Annotated in this window: 16 protein-coding genes; 2 read left to right on the top strand and 14 right to left on the bottom strand. The window is 61.1% G+C overall.

All coding sequences use genetic code 11. The annotated features are described in order from the left end of the window. Nucleotides 1-13 precede the first annotated feature (13 nt). The 3 genes from AC1DTN_RS02965 to AC1DTN_RS02955 all read right to left on the bottom strand — a co-directional run bounded on the left by AC1DTN_RS02965 (nt 14) and on the right by AC1DTN_RS02955 (nt 3,216). Nucleotides 14-796, bottom strand: a complete 783-nt coding sequence (locus AC1DTN_RS02965; protein ID WP_439016416.1) for a DUF481 domain-containing protein — start codon at nt 794-796, stop codon at nt 14-16. A gap of 254 nt (nt 797-1,050) precedes the next feature. Continuing rightward, nucleotides 1,051-2,790, bottom strand: coding sequence for a hypothetical protein (locus AC1DTN_RS02960; protein WP_477919925.1), 1,740 nt, complete (start codon nt 2,788-2,790; stop codon nt 1,051-1,053). A 126-nt stretch (nt 2,791-2,916) separates the two neighbouring features. Continuing rightward, nucleotides 2,917-3,216 carry a hypothetical protein gene (locus AC1DTN_RS02955; protein WP_113322702.1) on the bottom strand — a complete coding sequence of 100 codons (300 nt, stop codon included), beginning with the start codon at nt 3,214-3,216 and terminating at the stop codon, nt 2,917-2,919. Between the two features lie 242 nt (nt 3,217-3,458). On the opposite strand from AC1DTN_RS02955, the gene AC1DTN_RS02950 reads away from it, so the two are divergent. Beyond that, nucleotides 3,459-5,396 (top strand): mechanosensitive ion channel family protein, encoded by a 1,938-nt coding sequence (locus AC1DTN_RS02950; RefSeq protein WP_477919923.1) that lies wholly within the window; start codon nt 3,459-3,461, stop codon nt 5,394-5,396. Between the two features lie 27 nt (nt 5,397-5,423). On the opposite strand, the gene AC1DTN_RS02945 is transcribed toward AC1DTN_RS02950, so the two are convergent. The 4 genes from AC1DTN_RS02945 to AC1DTN_RS02930 form a co-directional block, all read right to left on the bottom strand. Further along, on the bottom strand, nt 5,424-6,479 hold the full coding sequence (locus AC1DTN_RS02945; protein WP_439016419.1) for an NAD(P)H-dependent flavin oxidoreductase: 1,056 nt from the start codon (nt 6,477-6,479) through the stop codon (nt 5,424-5,426). A 65-nt stretch (nt 6,480-6,544) separates the two neighbouring features. Further along, nucleotides 6,545-6,790 (bottom strand): tautomerase family protein, encoded by a 246-nt coding sequence (locus tag AC1DTN_RS02940; protein WP_113322707.1) that lies wholly within the window; start codon nt 6,788-6,790, stop codon nt 6,545-6,547. Nucleotides 6,791-6,851: 61 nt separating this feature from the next. Then, a complete protein-coding gene (locus AC1DTN_RS02935; RefSeq protein WP_439016420.1) occupies nt 6,852-7,565 on the bottom strand; it encodes an SDR family NAD(P)-dependent oxidoreductase in 714 nt (237 codons plus the stop codon). 48 nt (nt 7,566-7,613) lie between these two features. Next, nucleotides 7,614-8,396, bottom strand: coding sequence for an MBL fold metallo-hydrolase (locus AC1DTN_RS02930; protein ID WP_477919920.1), 783 nt, complete (start codon nt 8,394-8,396; stop codon nt 7,614-7,616). 78 nt (nt 8,397-8,474) lie between these two features. Between AC1DTN_RS02930 and AC1DTN_RS02925 the strand changes: the two genes are divergently transcribed. Beyond that, nucleotides 8,475-9,362 carry a LysR family transcriptional regulator gene (locus AC1DTN_RS02925; RefSeq protein ID WP_310386113.1) on the top strand — a complete coding sequence of 296 codons (888 nt, stop codon included), beginning with the start codon at nt 8,475-8,477 and terminating at the stop codon, nt 9,360-9,362. A 33-nt stretch (nt 9,363-9,395) separates the two neighbouring features. Here the strand turns inward: AC1DTN_RS02925 and AC1DTN_RS02920 are convergent, their stop codons facing one another. The 7 genes from AC1DTN_RS02920 to AC1DTN_RS02890 form a co-directional block, all read right to left on the bottom strand. Next, nucleotides 9,396-10,160, bottom strand: coding sequence for a FadR/GntR family transcriptional regulator (locus AC1DTN_RS02920; protein WP_477821127.1), 765 nt, complete (start codon nt 10,158-10,160; stop codon nt 9,396-9,398). Nucleotides 10,161-10,184: 24 nt separating this feature from the next. After that, complete coding sequence (locus tag AC1DTN_RS02915) at nt 10,185-11,246, bottom strand: four-carbon acid sugar kinase family protein (RefSeq protein WP_113322715.1); 1,062 nt, start codon at nt 11,244-11,246, stop codon at nt 10,185-10,187. Next, nucleotides 11,243-12,235 carry an ABC transporter ATP-binding protein gene (locus AC1DTN_RS02910; RefSeq protein WP_477919918.1) on the bottom strand — a complete coding sequence of 331 codons (993 nt, stop codon included), beginning with the start codon at nt 12,233-12,235 and terminating at the stop codon, nt 11,243-11,245. The genes AC1DTN_RS02915 and AC1DTN_RS02910 overlap by 4 nt, the downstream gene beginning before the upstream one ends. Then, complete coding sequence (locus AC1DTN_RS02905; protein ID WP_405049747.1) at nt 12,235-13,239, bottom strand: ABC transporter ATP-binding protein; 1,005 nt, start codon at nt 13,237-13,239, stop codon at nt 12,235-12,237. The genes AC1DTN_RS02910 and AC1DTN_RS02905 overlap by 1 nt, the downstream gene beginning before the upstream one ends. Beyond that, the gene (locus AC1DTN_RS02900; protein ID WP_310386123.1) at nt 13,239-14,198 is read right to left on the bottom strand and encodes an ABC transporter permease; all 960 of its coding nucleotides are present in this window, start codon (nt 14,196-14,198) and stop codon (nt 13,239-13,241) included. The genes AC1DTN_RS02905 and AC1DTN_RS02900 overlap by 1 nt, the downstream gene beginning before the upstream one ends. Nucleotides 14,199-14,200: 2 nt before the next feature. Then, complete coding sequence (locus AC1DTN_RS02895; protein ID WP_113322721.1) at nt 14,201-15,157, bottom strand: ABC transporter permease; 957 nt, start codon at nt 15,155-15,157, stop codon at nt 14,201-14,203. Between the two features lie 133 nt (nt 15,158-15,290). Then, nucleotides 15,291-16,931 (bottom strand): ABC transporter substrate-binding protein, encoded by a 1,641-nt coding sequence (locus tag AC1DTN_RS02890; RefSeq protein WP_477919916.1) that lies wholly within the window; start codon nt 16,929-16,931, stop codon nt 15,291-15,293. Nucleotides 16,932-17,042 lie beyond the last annotated feature (111 nt).

Genomic DNA, 17,042 nt, shown 5'->3' with positions numbered 1-17,042 from the left:
CCCTCGCGCAATCTCAGAAATGAAAGACGACGCCCAGGATCGGGCCATGCTCGACGATATCGTTGGTCAGGGTATCGTCACTATAGTTCACGCCGAGAGCACGATAGCCGGCAACGGCGGAAATGGTGTCATTCCATTTGTAGCCGATAGCCGCCATGACATCCCAGTCGAGATCGGCACCGCCGGCGCCGATCAGACCCCACCCGGTAAAATAGACCGAAGGCGTTATCGAATACATCCCCCTTACGCCGGCCATGGCATCGACCCAGGTGGCATCGTCAGTGCCTGACACGCCGCCCAGCGGGCCGCCGGAAAAGGAGATTGTCGTTTCGGTATACCAGATCTTCACGCCGCCGATCACATCGAGGCGGCCCTGGGGCTCGTCTATCACCGAGTAACCCGCACCGATCATCGCCGTGAAGGTTTCCGTTTTCAGGTCGACCTTGTCGGCGAATATGCCGCGCGGCGTGGCCGAGTCCGTCGTTATGCGGGCATAGATAATATCGGTCACGATGCTGAAACGGTCATAACGGGCATCGCCCGCTGCCATGAAGCCGAAATCGATATCCGAGAGAATGTCGCCGAAACTCTCGTCGACATGAACTTCCGGAAGGCCGAAAACGCCGGTGTCGCCCGTGATCCCGGCGGCCCAGAAATAGGGCGAGATCGAAAAGGTCCATTTGTCGGGATCATCCGGCCGCGGCTGCGGAGCGAGAACGGGAGCAATATCCGCAGCCTTCACGACTACGGGAGCGGCCAGAATGGCCGCGGAAAGCAATAGCATGGTGGTTCGCATCCAATATCCCTCTGCTGACCCGCGAATTCAAACTTGCCCCTGTAACGATAGGATACATCTCCGCCTCCAGGCGGAAGTACGTTACGGTAAACCGCGCCGTAAATGCCGCCGTAGACGGGACTGTCGTTTTCGGGATATTGCGCCACTTTTGCCTCGTAAGCCGAAAGGAAAAACGCTTCGAATATTCTCGTCGCAGCGGCCGACCGGGTTGCAGGAGAGCGTTGCAGAGAACGGGAGCGAGCAGCTAATCCCATTTACCGGTTCACGGCTCCGGTGACGTCGTTGAGCGCGAATACGGCCCCCGCCTTTGTCAGTCCTGCTACGATCTCTGCCGAAAGCAATGGCTGGAAGCGCCTTGCCTCGAGCTTCCAACGCAAGGTGCGCTCGAAATCCGGATCCCTGCCCCGCACATCGGCAAGCCGCTCCTTCGCCTGGTCGGAACCGAGCTGACCGAGTGCGGCCACCCGTAAGGCCCGCACGACGAAATCGGTGCAGTTCACCTGTTCGGCAAGCAATGAGGCCTCCGACCAATCACCGCGGCGATAAGCATCCAGGGCAAGCACGAGCATGGCATCACGCGGCACGATATCGACGGCCCGCCCCGCATCCTGCGCCATGGCGACACCGGCGTCGAAGTAACCGGCCGAAAACAGTACGGAAGCAAGTTTTGCCGCCGCATCCGGATTGCTCGGATTGAGCGAGATCGCCCGGTTCCCGGCCTGCAGCGCCGCATCGATGCGCCCGTCGGCGAATTGCGTCATCATCAGCGCCACATAGGCGCGGTCCGACATTGGGGCGAGCGAAACCGCGCGGTTTGCCAAATCGAGAGCACGGGCGCGCACCGCGGCATCCCCGGCCGCGGCCTCCGGCGCGATGAGGACACGTGCGAACAGCGCCTTGGCATCGGAATTGCTCGGATCGGCGGCAAGCGTCCGTTCGAGACAGGAGCGCACCGCGGCCATATTGTCCGAGCTGCCGTCATCGAGCTGATATTCTGCACGCAGGACGCAGGCATTACCGATCGACTCCGTACTGCTGGCATGGGTTTCGATATTGTTGATCGCGCCCCGCGTCGCTGCAAAGCGGCGAGCAAGAACATCGACGATCTCCTGCCGGGTCGCTGCCGGGCTCCTGCCATCGATGGCGATCTTTTCGAGCCCCGATTTCAGGAGGTCGCCGGACTGGCTATCGACGATCTGCCACCAGACGCTTCTGATATCGCCGTCGCCGTAATATTTCATGTCGATTTCATAGGCCCGCCCCGCGACCTTCTGGGCTTGCTTACCGGCATGACCCGCCTTCGCCACTGTCAGCGTCTGGAATTGTGTCAGCGCCGTCAGCAGCATATCGCGCGTCTGGCTAGCCTCGCCCTGCAGCCTGCTGTCGACTGCATCCATGGAAAGAGCAACGGACGGACGGACCGTCAGGGACGGCTTCGATGCATAGGCGACAGCGCCGGCGACAATCGCGACGCACAGCAGCAGCGCCCCGCTGGCATATATCGCCAGAGGCCGACCTGAGGGTGAAGCGGCAACAGAGCTCTCCGCAACTTGAGAAACCGGAACATCATCCGGCGTCTCGGGCAGATCGCTTTCCAACGCCAGCTTTTCCTCGTCTTGTTCGTAAGGCACATGCGAACGGGGGAAAAGCGTCACATACGTTCCCTTGGGGATGTGGATTGTCACATCACGCTCGGCACCGAAGGCTTCGTAATAGTTCTCGACCGACGAACGCAGCCGGCTCACCTCGATGCGCACGATCGGATCGTTGGATGCATCGAAATTGCTCGCTCGGCCGAGAACGTCTAGTGCGATGGAATAGGCCTTAACCCCCTCCTCGCAGCCGGCGAAACGCCTTTCCGCAAGATACCTGAGAATGGCCCGTTGCCGTTCCGTGGCGTGGAATCTGGGATCGGACAGAATTCGTTCGAGTTCCGCCCTGGCCTCCGGCAACGATACTTCGCATGCCCTGGTATCGTGTACTTCAGCACCCATGATCGCCCCGTACGCGCTGATTAGGCTAAAGTATAACAGAGATGTTTATCGCCGAGACAGCAGAAGGTTGCAACCGAAAATGCTAACAAAACCAGTAGACGATAGATTTTAACGCGAGTCAGCTCCTCAATCCGGCACGCTCGGGCGGTGTTCCAGGACATATTGGATGATGTCGGATTCGATTTCGGCACAGATGGTTTCGTATTCTGTCACCATCGGATAATGCTCGTCTCCAGGCTGCCGCATCAGCCGCCCCAGAGCGAGGCTTGCTTCTTCATAAGCCTCGAAGAGATCGTCGAGCGAATGGGATTTCGATGCGAGAAGCTGCAGTCTGCCGCGCATGGCAGGCAATTTCAGCATGAGCCGCCACAGCCCGCGCTGTGCGGTTTCGGTACTGTTGCGATTAATGCCTCCTTTCCCACGCATTGGAATTTCGGCCTCCTGCTCATCCCGCCAACTATGAAGTGGCGGGCGGAAGATGGAAGTACGTTACCGTAAATTCGCCACCGTTTACGCTTCCTCCCTCGCCTTTACGCCGGAGTTTACCGTAACGTACTCCCCTAAACGCATCGGCTGTGCACATCCTTCTATTTGTGTAAGGATGAGCGCATGGACAGATCGGTGACGGCCTCTGCTGCAACCGGCAGCTTCGCCGGGAGACATCTAGGATGATCAGGCTGGCGGTATTTCTTCTGGCTTTCCTCGTTGTGACCGCGGCGGCGGCTCAAACCGCGCCACCACCGCCTCAGCAGAAGATCGACCAACTGATAGGCCTGTTGCAGGATCCCGAGATCCAAACCTGGCTGGAAAGTCGGAAGAAGGAGCAGGACGCAACAGCCGCAGCCGCCCAGCCATCAGGCTTTGCGACCTGGGAAGCGCGAGTGCGCGCGCGCATCGATGGTATTCTTGCGGCCGTTCCGCGCATCCCCTCCGAAATGTCCGAAGGCGCCGCTCGTGCTCGCCAGGACGCCGTCTCACACGGCTATGCGCCGATCTTCCTGATTTTTGCCGGCTTGGTCGCAATAGGCGCGGCCGCCGAATGGCTCTTCAGGCGCGTGCGCCCCGCATCGATCGGCCCGGTCGCCCGTCTTCTTCCGGTCGCAGTCTTTAGCGTGGTTGTGGCGATCATATTCTTCGCCGTCGAATGGCCGCCGCTCGCCCGGCTGGTCCTCCTTGCCTATCTGGTCGCCTTCATCGTCTACCGCATCGGCGCTGTCCTGATTGGCCTCGTGGAAAGCAATCGCCCCGGGCTTGTTATCCGCGCCCGAATCTTTCTCGGCATCACACTGTTTGCTGTAGCAACCTCAACACTCGGAGCACCACTTGGCGTTGATCCCGCCGTCACCGAAGCGATCTCCTACGGCTTCTCGATTCTTCTACTGGCGCTGGCGATTGAAACGGTCTGGTCGGCTCTCATCCATCCCCTTGTCATAAAGGCAGGGCTGACCGCCTTTCTTGCCCTCCTATGGGCACTCTGGTGCCTGGATCTGCAAGGTCTTTTCTGGATCGGCGTCTATGTCCTTGTCCTGCCGGATCTGTTGCGCGCCACGGGCAGGGCTGCGGCAACACTCACTTCTGCACCGCCTGAGAGTCCGAAGAGCATATTGCTCGTGCGCGGCAGTCGGGCAATCGTCATCGCGCTCGCTGCTGGGTGGCTTGCTCTCGTCTGGCGCCTCAGCCCGGATTCCCTCGCAAATCAGAACGCGACGATAGCGGCCGTCCTCAATGGATTGCTGAAAGGCGTCATCGTGCTTTTGATTGCCGATCTTCTCTGGCAGCTTGCCAAGGGCTGGATCGATCGCACCATTACAACCTCTGCGGACGCGACCGGCCTCGCCCCTGCCGAAGTGGCAAAACGCGCGAGATTCAGGACGCTTTTGCCGATCTTCCGCAATGGACTTGCCGTCATGGTGGCGGTCATGGCCGGCCTGATCGTTCTCTCCCAGCTTGGCGTCGAGATCGGACCGCTGATCGCCGGCGCGGGCATCTTCGGCGTAGCGATCGGATTCGGCTCGCAAACCCTCGTCAAGGACGTCATCAGCGGCGTTTTCTATATGCTCGACGATGCCTTCCGCGTCGGCGAATATATTCAGGCGAAAAACTACAAGGGAACGGTGGAAGGCTTCAGCCTGCGCTCGGTGCGGCTGCGCCACCATCGCGGCCCCGTCTTCACTGTCCCCTTCGGAGAGCTCGGCGCTGTGGAGAACATGAGCCGCGACTGGGTGATCGACAAATTCCGCATCTCGGTCGCCTATAACACCGACATCAACAAGGCCAGGAAAATTACCAAGGCGATCGGCGCAGAGCTGAAAGAAGATGCCGAGGTCGGTCCCCTCTTCATCGAGCCGCTCAAGATGAAGGGCGTCGAGGAATTCGGCGACTACGGCATCGTCCTGAGTTTCGCCATGACGACCGTGCCCGGCATGCAGACCTATATTCGCCGCAAGGCCTACGCGATGATCCGGGAAGCCTTCCAGAGCAACGGCATCGAATTCGCCCAGCCCATGGTTCAGGTCGGCGGCGACGACAAGAACGGCGCGGCCGCCGCCGCAACAGCCACGCTCCGCGCTGCCCAGCAGGCGAAGGCAGCCGGCGCGGAGGGCTGACATATTATTGTAACGGCAGCGACCGTCTTAATCGGCCTCGACGAGGTAACGCGTCAGCGCCGCCGCCGACATTTCGCGCGCAAGGCTCGCGGCCTGACCAGCCCACATATTGCTGAAATCCGGCCTGCCATCCTTCTCGGTCACCGCTCTCAGCGGCGCAAGCGCACCGCCGGCGGTCGGGAAGGCCGGTGCAGCCTTCGCAAGCGGTCCGATCTCCCGCATGATACGATTGACGATCCCCCGTGCCGGACGGCCGGTGAAGACATTGGTGACGGCCGTATTGTCGTCCCGCGCCAATTTGAGCGCCTCGCGATGAAACGCGGTAATCTTTGCCTCCGGCGTTAAAAGATAAGCCGTGCCGACCTGAACGGCCGATGCGCCGAGCGCGAAGGCTGCGCGAACACCCCGCCGATCGCTGATGCCGCCTGCTGCAATGACGGGCACCGAAACCGCATCGGCAACCTGCGGCACCAGCGCCATCGTGCCGACCTGCGTTGCCATGTCATCGCTCAGGAAATTGCCGCGATGCCCTCCGGCTTCGAAACCCATCGCAATGACAGCATCGACGCGATGCTTGGCGAGCCAGCGCGCTTCCACAACCGTCGTTGCCGAGGCGATGATCCTCGCGCCGGTGCGACGCACACGCTCCAGGAGATCCGGACCCGGCAATCCGAAATGGAAGCTCACGACCTCAGGCCGGTAGCTTTCGACAAGGGCGCAATAATTGTCATCGAAGGGCGCTCTTCCTGCCGCCGGAACCGGCGCGGCGGGATCCAGCCCCAGCTCAACATAATAGGGTGCGAGAGCGGTACGCCACGCCATCTGCGCAACGGGATCGGCGGCAGGATTGGTATGCGCGAAGAAGTTCACATTGATCGGCTTGTTGGTGGCGGCACGGATCTGGTCAAGCGCTGCTCTCGTCTGCTCGATCGTCAGAAGGGCGGCAGGAAGCGATCCAAGACCGCCGGCTTCGCTCGCCGCAATCACCATCTCGGGCGTGGTCGCGCCTGCCATTGGGGCCTGAATGATGGGGAGCTCGATCCCGAAGAGGCCGATGATACGATTGTCCTGCCAATTGCCCATGACACGATACTCCATGCATTGCGTTTGATCATAAGCGAGTGGCGGCTTTGCAGGCCGCCACGACACTATTTCTGCTTTGCTGCTTTTTCCGCAAGCTGCTTGCGATATTCAGGCACAGGCACACCACCGACACCCCAGTTTTCCATCTCGACTTCATCAATGACGACAAAGGTGCTGTCGTGCGGCTTGCCGAGGATATCGAAGAGCAGATCGCTGACGCCTTTAATCAGGGCGGCTTTCTGCTCCGGCGTCGTGCTGGTTGCGCCCGGAGCCGTGCCTTCACGCGTCACTTTGATATTCACATAAGGCATTGTCGTTCTCCTTGAAGGACGGGCGCTATGGAGCGCTCCGTCCGTTGCCTATTCTCTCGGCTTACCAACGGCCGGCGTGCTGGCCGCCGTCGACATTCAGTGTCTCGCCGGTGACGAAGCCGGCACGCTCCAGATAGAGCACGGCATCGACGACTTCGCTCACCTCACCCAAGCGGCCGACCGGATGCAGGGCGCTGAGGAAAGCGTGCGTTTCCGGCGCATGCATCGGCGTCCTGATGATGCCGGGTGCCACCGCATTCACGCGGATGCCGCTCTTGGCATATTCGATAGCAAGCCCGCGGGTGACGGCGTCGAGACCGCCCTTGGTCAGCGTTGCCAGACCCGAGGGAACATCGGCGATCGGCTGGTCCACAAGGGCCGTGGTGATCTGAACGATGTGACCATGGCCCTGCTTCAGCATCTGGGCAATGGCAAACTGCGTGACGTGGAAGAAGCCGGCAACGTTGACGTTGATGACTTTGTTGAAGTCTTCGACCGTGTAGTCGGTGAACGGCTTGCCGATGAAGACACCGGCATTGTTGATCAGCGTATCGACACGACCGAAACGCTCGATGGCCGTCTTGACGACCTGCTCGGCCACGCCACGCTCGCCGATGCTGCCGGGTACTACAACAATGCCTGCATCGGACGACGGCTGGATGTTGCGGGAGTTGGCAACGACGACATAGCCTTCCTTGCGATAGGCTTCGACGATGCCTGCGCCGATACCCTGCGAGGCACCGGTGACGATTGCGACTTTCTGTTCATTGCTCATGGTATGTCTCCTTGGAAGATGGCGCTTTGCGCCATGTTTGAGAGGTGATCAGGCCGTTAGGTCAACGGCGAGCGGCTTGCCTTTTTCGAAGAGTTTCAGGCGATCTTTGAGGTTGAACACCGAGAACGTGTGTGCGAGCTGGTCCTGAGTTTCGCGGAAGTGCACCCAGCCTTCGTTATGCGCGGATACGAGGAGGGCGTTCGGGAAGGCGTGCGCCGCCTCCAGAGCGTCTTCGCTGCCCATCGTCACGTGGAAGCGGCCACGGGGCTCGGCAGCGCCCGTAAACAACAGCACGACCTTGGGAGAAAACAGCCGCGCAACCTCGGCCGTACCCTCGTACCAGACCGTGTCACCGGTCACGTAGAGAAGGTCACCTGGCTTTTCGCGGCCGAGAGCAAAACCGACGACATCACCGGAAATCGGCTCGATGCCGACGGGGCCGTGACGGGCAGGTGTTGCGGTGACCAGCAGCTTCTCGCCGCCGGCGCCTTCCAGCGTTACGGTTTCGAACGGTGCAAGGCCCAGCCCATTGCCGCCCAACCGCTCCGCTCCAGCCTTCGTCGTGAAGGTGGTGCGGACGTCAGGAAGCATTGCCCGCCCGGCATTGTCGAGATTGTCGAAGTGCTGGTCGTGGCTCAAAAGAACCGCATCCAGCCGACCAATCTCTTCGACCGACAATGCAGGGCCGGAGGTCTTTTCGAAACGGACCGGTGTTTCCTTGTAGAGGCCCGGCGGGTCGAAGGTCGGATCGGTGAGAAGCCGGAGCGTGCCGTATTCGATCAGCACGGTCGGTCCGCCGATAAGCGTGAGATTGAGATTGGAAGAGGTCATGTCGGCAACCTTTCTGTTTCGAGGTCGCCTCCTATTTAGTGCCGTTCCCTTCTGAGAAAAATTCGCTATTCTTTGCCAATGGCTGATAAAAAACGCACAGAGCCGGACTGGCAGGACATCAGGGTCTTCCTCGCATTGGGGCGACATGGCAGTCTGTCAGCGGCGGCCCGCACATTGCGCGTCAACCATGCAACGATTGCCCGCCGGCTTCATTCACTGGAGGAAACGCTCGGCGAAAAACTGGTCGAGCGCCGCCCGGACGGCTATGTGCTCACACCCGCCGGAACCCGCGCACTCACTGCAGCAAGCGATATGGAAGCCTCCGTCCAGACGCTCGGACGGGGCTGGAAGGATGACACGCCGAAAGGCTTGGTGCGCATCAACGCGTCGCCCGCACTCTCGCAGGGCTTCCTGATCCCCCGTCTGGCGGAAATCACCAAACAATATCCGGGCCTCGACATCGACCTTGCGACTGACCTGCGTACCATAAGCCTTGAACGCCACGAGGCCGACATCGCCATACGCCTGGCAAAACCTCAGGACGGCGATCTCATTGCCAAGCAGCTCGCGACAATCGGATACGGATTTTACGGAACGCAGGAGGTTTGCCGGCAGGTCGAAAACGGCGCGGAACCCGTCTTCGTCGGATTTGACGAGGTGAACGGCTATGTGCCCGAGGCGATCTGGCTGGCCCGCCACTTCTCGCACGCGCGTGTGTCCTTCCGCGCCAACAATCAGGTTTCCCAGGCGATGGCTGCCAAGTCAGGCGCAGGTCTGGCACTCCTGCCGCATTACATCGGTCGCACAGAAAAAAGCCTCTATGCTTGCTCGCTCGAGCTCGTCCCGCCGCCGCGGGAGGCCTGGCTTCTCACCCGACGCCAGCAGCGCAAGGATCTGCCGATCCGGACCGTCGCCGAATACATCACCAAGATATTCGCGACGGAACGAGCTTTATTCGAGGAATGAGGCCTCGAGTCCACATCCCGAAGCCGCGCTTCCCTAGAAGGACAGGTCGAGCACTCGGCCTTCGAACAGGCGGTCGCGTGAACCCTCGAGATGCGCCCGCATCAGGTCACGGGCATTCTCCGCCCTGCCCTCGGCGATCGCCTTGTAGATTTCGTTATGCTCCTGGTACACCTGCTCCAGGCCCGGTCGTGGGCCGAGCAGCGAAAGCCCGTGCAGATGCATGCCGACGGCGATATGCGCTTTTAGCGCATCCATGGAGGCGGTGTAATAGTGATTGTTGGCCGCCTCGGTGACGGCACGGTGGAAGACGAAGTCGGCATCCACCCGGTGTAGCTGATGACTTGTCGCTTCACGCAGATCCGCAAGGGCTGCGGCAATCTTCTGGATCGCGGCATCGTCGCGGCGCTTGGCGGCAAAATAGGCGGCAGCCGGCTCGATCGTCAGGCGGAATTCGTAGCAGCGCTGGATATCGGCAATCGTCTTGACCGGCGAATAGGCAAGCTGCGCTGTCGGCGAGCCATGCGCGCTGACGAAGGTGCCAGCCCCCTGCCTTGCATAGACAATCCCCTGCTCTCTGAGACGCGCCAGCGCATCGCGCACGATGGGGCGCGAGACGCCGAGCAGAGAGGCAAGTTCATGTTCACCCGGAAGGCGTGAATCCGGCGGATAGTTGCCGGCGCGGATACGCTCCATCAACTGATCGAAGACACGGTCGACCAGCTTCACAGCCTTGCCGCGCTCCGGTCGAGCTGCAGGCGCTGCCTCCGGCTTCACCGATCCGCCATTCGCTTCATCCACTCTCATTCTCCCCGCTGGCATCCGTTAAGCCGCCTGATTCCGAACGATCAGTCTTAGCAAACTATCGGAATTGCCGAAGCCCCCCGACTTGACGGCACACCGGAATTGCCGCCCGTTGACACCGGTAACGTCAAACCACGGAATACCGGCTTCGATTTCCCCCTTCGGAAACAGGACTGAAACGCCCAGTTCGCGAAAAACGGCAAGCGCAGTATCGCCGCCACCCACCATGATCATGTCCGGGTTCGTATCATCTATGACCGATTTCACACCCTGCGCAAAGCGAGTGGCAACGAGTGCGGCATCGCTCTTCATCTCGCCCGTGCAGCGCATCAGCGCCGGCAGTGCCAGCCCCTCGCCGCTTTCGACCACGCCCATCGGCGCATCCATGACGATGCGGAGCGCACCCGAGGCTTCAAGACTGTCCATCTGCGCGGCGGTGATCGGATCGCGGGAGCCGAAGGCAAAAAGTGTCTTCCGCGTCGCAAGAAATTCCGGCGGGAGCCGTGCAGCCTCGCCGAGCCGGCGCGCCAGTGCGGAGCCCAGACCGCGAGCGCCGACGGCAAGCGTCGAAAGCCAGTCATTCTCGACGACGACGATATCGAGATCGGCATCGTCCTCGGCATCGGCGACCAATACTTCGCGGCCAAATCCGGCAAAGAGATCGGCGATCGGCAACGGATGCTCAACGCCCCGCCCGACCACGCAACCGCGATAGGTGATGCGCTCCTGATCGGGAATGGCGGGCGCCATGAGGATAGTCTTGAGACCCAACACATCGGCCAGCGCAATGCTTTCGGCCGCAACATTGCCCTTCAACCGGGAGTCGATTTTCTTCATGAAGATGGCCGACCCGGCAGCGCGCAGGGTCTCGGCAACCGCCCGCACGCGCGCATCCGCTTCCTCCTCCGGCAGGCCGCGCGAGGCCGTATTGACCACCACGACTTCGGCACCGGTTTCCAGCGACTTGCCGGCCGCTTCGATATCGATCGCCACAGCGACTGACAGCCCGGCCTCGACAAAGGGGGTCCCCGTATCGAGAGAGCCGGTCAGGTCGTCGGCAATGATGGCGACTTTCAGCGTCATGAGGCGTGCCCCGTATTGACGGCATGGCAGGCGACGAGATGGCCGGGCTTTGCCTCCGTCCATTCCGGAATGACCTTGCTGCAAACCTCCATCGCGATCGGGCAGCGCGTATGGAAACGGCAGCCTGTTGGCGGGTTCAGCGGGCTCGGCACATCGCCCTGCAGGATCTGGCGCTTGCGGGTGCGCTCGAGCTCCGGATCGGTCTCGGGAACAGCCGACAGCAGCGCCTTCGTATAGGGATGCAGCGGATTGTCGAAGAGCTCTTCACGCGTTGCGAGCTCGGCCAGACGGCCAAGATACATGACGCCGACGCGGGTACTGATATGGCGCACGACAGCCAGGTCATGGGCGATGAAGAGATAGGTCAGGCCGTATTTTTCCTGCAGGTCGAGCAGCAGGTTGATGATCTGCGCCTGGATCGACACATCGAGCGCCGAGATCGCCTCGTCGCAGACGATGAACTTCGGCTGACAGGCAAGCGCGCGGGCAATGACGACACGCTGGCGCTGGCCGCCCGAGAGCTCATGCGGATAGCGCTGGGCAAAACGTGTCGGCAGGCCGACATCCGTCAGCAGCGCCGCGACCTTGTCTTTCAGCTCGGCCTTGGTGGCAAGCTTGTGGAAGAGGATCGGCTCGCCGATCGCCTCGCCGACCGTCATGCGCGGGTTCAGCGTTGAATAGGGATCCTGGAAGACGATCTGCAGGTCACGGCGGAACGGCCGCATCTGCTTTTCGTCCAGTGTCGCAAGATCCTGGCCTTTGTAGACTACCTTGCCGCTGGTCGCCTTGTAGAGATTGAGGATGGTGAAGCCGGTCGTCGACTTGCCGCAGCCGGATTCGCCGACAAGGCTCAGCGTCTCGCCTTCCATGATCTCGAGATTGACATTGTCGAGCGCATAGACGGTCGCCGAGCGTTCTCCGAAAGCACCGAGCTTGACATGGAAATGCTTGACGAGGTTTTCGACCTTCAAGAGCGGTTGAGCACCCATCACGCAGCCTCCTGCATTCTCTGGACGACGAAACAAGCGGCGCGATGCGCGCTGTTGCCGGAAATTGGCTCGAGCCGCGGCACACGCTCATGACAGACGGCTTCGGCCAGCGGGCAGCGTGGCGCAAAGGGGCAGCCTTTAGGCCGGCGACCGGGCTCCGGCGGCGTGCCGCCGATCGAGGACAGGCGGCTTGCCGGCGCATCCGAAAGCTTCGGGATCGAGGACAAGAGGCCGCGCGTGTAAGGATGGCTGGGACGAGCATAAAGCTCGTCCACAGGCGCATCTTCCACGACCGTGCCGGCATAGAGCACGGCGACGCGATCGACGAGACCCGCAATCAGCGCGAGGTCGTGGGTGATCCAGACGACGGACATGCCGAGCTTGGCGCGCAGATCCTTCACCAGATCGACGATCTGGGCCTGGATCGTCACGTCGAGTGCAGTCGTCGGCTCGTCGGCGATCAGAAGCTTCGGATTGCAGGCAAGGCCGATCGCGATCATCACGCGCTGGCGCATGCCACCGGACAGCTCGTGCGGATAGGCCATCAGCCGCTCTTCCGGCCCCGGAATGCCAACGAGGCGCAGAAGCTCGACGGCGCGAGCCCGTGCCTCTTTCTTCGACATCTCGCGGTGATAGATCAGCGGCTCGCAGATCTGGTCGCCGATGCGCATGACCGGATTGAGCGACGTCATCGGATCCTGGAAGACGAAGCCGACATCGCCGCCGCGCACCTTGCGCAGCTCGCGGTTCGACATCTTCTGCAGGTCGCGGCCGTCAAACTTGGCCGTACCCTTCGTTACCTTGATCTTGTTCGGCAGAAGCCGCATCAGGCTCAACATCGTCAGGCTCTTGCCGCAGCCGGATTCACCGACGACGCCAAGCGTCTCGCCCTTGTTGACGTAGAGGTCGATGCCGTCGACGACGACGGCCGGGCCGCGGCGCGTGTCGATCTCGATGGTGAGGTCCTTCACGTCCAGCAGGCGTTCACTGGTGGTTGCGTTCATCATTTGCTGCCCCGCGGATTGAGTGCGTCGTTGAGGCCATCGCCGAGGAAGCTGAAGGCCACCGAAGCAAGACCGAGCACGGCCGCCGGAGCGGCGAGGAGATGCGGATAATGCTGCCATACGCGTAGGCCGTCCGAGATCATGTTGCCCCAGCTCGGCGTGGGCGGGTTAACCCCGACACCGAGGAAGCTGAAGGCACTTTCCAGCACCATTGCCGTGCCTAGGCCGGCGCTGACGGAAACGATCAACGGACCAAGCGCATTCGGCACGATGTAGCGCATGATGACGATCCAGTTGGAAAGGCCAAGCGCCTGTGCCGCCATGACGTAGGGACGATTGCGGATCGACAGGACCTGCGCGCGAACGAGGCGCGCATAGGGCGGCCAGGAGATCAGCGCCATCGAACCGAAGACCAGGAGGAAGTCCACCCAGACCGTCTGGCGGTAGAACGGATTGAGGGTCGCGAGATACTGCGCCTCCATCCATTTGGTGATCGGCGTCTTCAGCGATGCATTGATAACGACGACGAGAAGCAGGTTCGGTACCGACATCGTCACATCCGTCAGCCACATGATGACCCGGTCGAAGGGATTGCCGAAGAAGCCGGCGACCGCACCAAGCAGAAGCCCGATCACGACAGCGATAAAGGTGACGATGACGGCAACGAGGAAGGCCGTGCGCGTACCAAACACGATGCGGCTGAAGACGTCGCGGCCGAGATCATCAGTTCCGAAAAAATGCGCGAGGGACGGCGGTGCATTGCGCGAGGCAAGATCCTGACTGAGATAGTCATATGGCGTCAGATACGGACCGAAGATCGCCGTGAAGGCGAGGACCACGATCACGATCAGGCCGAAGATCGCAAGCTTGTTGCGCTTCAGGCGATGCCAGGCATCGCGCCACAGGTTGACCGGCGGCTCCTCGGCCGTGTCGATCGTCGAAAGAGGAATAGCGGACATGATCAGCGGCTCCTTCTGGAATCATTGGCGCGCGGATCGAGCAGCGGGTAGAGCACATCGACCAGCAGGTTCGACACCATGACCAGGAAGGATCCGATCAGGGTGATCGCGAGAATGACGGGATAATCGGAATTGGTGAGCGCCTGCACGGTCAACCGGCCGAGACCCGGCAGGCCAAAGACGAGCTCGACGAAGATGGCGCCGTTGACGATGGTGATCATGATGAGACCGAGCTGTGTGACGACGGGCGTCAGCACCGGGCGCAGGATATGCTTCAGCGCCACCACGATTTCCGGCACGCCCTTGGCACGCGCGGTGCGAACGAAATCTTCGGACAGCACTTCGATAACGGCGGCGCGCGTCTGGCGCACGATCAGCGCGATCGGCTGGAAGGAGAGCACGACGAGCGGCAGGATGATGCGCATGTCGAAGACGCCGCCCCAGCCGTAGGGCACCTTGATCATCGGCAGCAGCACGATCAGCGCCACCATCAGCAGCGGACCGGCGACATAGGCAGGGATCGCCCAGAGAAAAAGTGCCGTACCGAGGATCGTATAGTCGATGCGGTTGTTCTGGTTCAGAGCGGCGATCATCCCGAGCGGGATCGCAACGACCGTCGTCAGGATGATGGAACAGAGTGCAAGCTGGAAGGAGACGGGAGCAGCTGCCGAAACCATTGCCCAGACGGAGCGGCCGGATGTCAGCGAATTGCCGAACTGCCCGTGCAGGAGGTTCCAGACATAGAGGCCGAACTGCTCGATGAAGGGCTTGTTGAGACCAGCACTTTCGCGGATCGCCTCGATCCGCTGTGGGTTGTAAGCGACGTCACCAGGCGCGCGAAGGAAGATCAGCTTGATCGGATCGCCCGCGCCATAGAACGCCATCGCGTAGACGGCCATCATCACGACAAGGACAGACGGAATCCAGATGGCAAACCGCGTGAACACATAGCGTAGCAAGGCCACCTCCCATTCTTGCCCGGCGCATTCCCGCGGGAGGCCGCAGCCGCCGGTTCTTCTTGAAATATAGCGCGAAGGCCTTTCGGCCTTCGCGCCGCTGCTTTGGCCGCATCATGCGGCCCTGCTATCGGCTTCAGCCGATGGAAACATCCCAGGGAGCCACGACCTGCCAGTCGAGGTTCTTTTCCATTGCCTTGACGTCCTTGGTTGCCCAGCGCGACATCGCCTGAGAGTACCACGGAAGGAAGGCCCAGTCGTCGCGGAAGGCCTTCTGGGCCTCCTGCGCGAGCTTCACGCGATCCGGATCATCGGCAGCCTTGGTTGCGGCTTCCGCCAGCAGACTGTCCACCTTGTCGTTCTTGTATCCGCCGAGCTTGTTCTGGGCGTTGGACGAGGTGGAAGCGATCGAACCGGCGAGATAGGAGACCGCATCGGGAACACGCGTACCGACGTCATCACGGAAGATCTGAACCGAGTTCTGGTCCGGACCGGCATAGGCGTCCTGCTGCGGCTTCATGTCGACGGCAGTGATGCCTAGGTTCTGGCGCCACTGCTCGGCGATGAACTGGGCAGCCGCCTGGATCGCCGGGCCGGAAACGCCGACGAACAGCAGCTTTGGAAGACGCTCAGGACCGCCATAGCTCGATTCAGCCAGCAACTTCTTGGCCGCTGCAGGATCATACGGATAGGGTTCGAAACCGGAATTGTCAGCACCCGGAACCGAGTTCAGGATCTGGTCGGCCTTCTTGTGCGGACCATCCGGATAGGACGCCTTGAACAGGCCGTCGCGATCGACTGCCATGATCAGCGCCTGACGCACCTTCGGGTCATCCATCGGCGCGCGCGATGTGTTGAACCAGAAATGCTGGCTGGTCGGGATGAGCGGACCGGCAGAAAACTCCGGGCCGAGATCCTGGATGATCGTCGAGGTGACGAGCTCGGTGTGAGCATTGTATTCGCCGGACTTGATCAGCGAGGTCGCAGTCACGTTGTCTTCGATCGAACTGATCTCAATGCGGGCGAGCTTCGGCTTCGGTCCGAAGAACTTTTCGTTCGGCTCGAAGGTCAGCGTGCCGGCGTCGATATCAAGCGCCGTCAGCTTGAAGGGACCGGAATAGACGGCGCTGCTATCAGGCTTGTACCAATCGGCCACCTCCTCACCATCGCTGCCGCGCGACTGGGCGGCCTTGGTGATCGGGACGATGTGGTTGGCAAGGCGCATGAAGAAGATCGGATCTGGCTGCGTCAGCGTACAGACAACCGTCAATTCATCAGGCGTTGTTACGCCGGTCAGCTCCTTGGCGGAGCCGGCGGAGATTTCCTTGTAACCGGCGACCTTGCTCAGCACCTGATCGACGCGCTGGTTCTTCGTATTGGGCATGGAAGAAACCTCCCAGGAGCCCTTGATATCGGCCGCAGTGATCTTGCTGCCATCGGAGAAGACTGCCTTCGGGTCGATCTTGAACGTCCAGACCTTCTTGTCCGGCGAGTCCCAGCTCGTGAAGACGTAAGGCTGGATCTTGCCCTCGGCGTCGAAATACATCGGCGACGCCCACCAGAAGGAATTCCAGCGGAAGGTTCTGCCGCCGCCGCGCAGCGGCGACCAGTCCTGGTCGAAGGCCGGATTGATGGCCTTCAAGACCTGTCCGTCCTGCGCCATGACGATGCGCGCGCTCGCACCGAAGAGCGAGAAGCCGACACCGGCCGCAAGCCCGAGCTTCAGCGCTTCACGACGGGAAATCTGCGAAAAGTTTTGGTCACTACCAATTGTCATTTGCTCCTCCGTGGCAAATAGCGCGCCTTTCGAAAGACCTCCCCGAAGCTGCGCGATATGGCGCTGACATTTGCGCGATAATGTAAATCTGTCAATGGAAAATAGGGTACG

Source organism: Rhizobium sp. 01T444, from assembly GCF_056398305.1.
This window is presented reverse-complemented; position numbering and strand designations above follow the sequence as displayed.

Bases quoted from the DNA above. Each gene is read 5' to 3' on its own strand.
- AC1DTN_RS02965 (WP_439016416.1), bottom strand. From the start codon at position 796: ATGCGAACCACCATGCTATTGCTTTCCGCGGCCATTCTGGCCGCTCCC.
- AC1DTN_RS02960 (WP_477919925.1), bottom strand. From the start codon at position 2,790: ATGGGTGCTGAAGTACACGATACCAGGGCATGCGAAGTATCGTTGCCG.
- AC1DTN_RS02955 (WP_113322702.1), bottom strand. From the start codon at position 3,216: ATGCGTGGGAAAGGAGGCATTAATCGCAACAGTACCGAAACCGCACAG.
- AC1DTN_RS02950 (WP_477919923.1), top strand. From the start codon at position 3,459: ATGATCAGGCTGGCGGTATTTCTTCTGGCTTTCCTCGTTGTGACCGCG.
- AC1DTN_RS02945 (WP_439016419.1), bottom strand. From the start codon at position 6,479: ATGGGCAATTGGCAGGACAATCGTATCATCGGCCTCTTCGGGATCGAG.
- AC1DTN_RS02940 (WP_113322707.1), bottom strand. From the start codon at position 6,790: ATGCCTTATGTGAATATCAAAGTGACGCGTGAAGGCACGGCTCCGGGC.
- AC1DTN_RS02935 (WP_439016420.1), bottom strand. From the start codon at position 7,565: ATGAGCAATGAACAGAAAGTCGCAATCGTCACCGGTGCCTCGCAGGGT.
- AC1DTN_RS02930 (WP_477919920.1), bottom strand. From the start codon at position 8,396: ATGACCTCTTCCAATCTCAATCTCACGCTTATCGGCGGACCGACCGTG.
- AC1DTN_RS02925 (WP_310386113.1), top strand. From the start codon at position 8,475: ATGGCTGATAAAAAACGCACAGAGCCGGACTGGCAGGACATCAGGGTC.
- AC1DTN_RS02915 (WP_113322715.1), bottom strand. From the start codon at position 11,246: ATGACGCTGAAAGTCGCCATCATTGCCGACGACCTGACCGGCTCTCTC.
- AC1DTN_RS02910 (WP_477919918.1), bottom strand. From the start codon at position 12,235: ATGGGTGCTCAACCGCTCTTGAAGGTCGAAAACCTCGTCAAGCATTTC.
- AC1DTN_RS02905 (WP_405049747.1), bottom strand. From the start codon at position 13,239: ATGAACGCAACCACCAGTGAACGCCTGCTGGACGTGAAGGACCTCACC.
- AC1DTN_RS02900 (WP_310386123.1), bottom strand. From the start codon at position 14,198: ATGTCCGCTATTCCTCTTTCGACGATCGACACGGCCGAGGAGCCGCCG.
- AC1DTN_RS02890 (WP_477919916.1), bottom strand. From the start codon at position 16,931: ATGACAATTGGTAGTGACCAAAACTTTTCGCAGATTTCCCGTCGTGAA.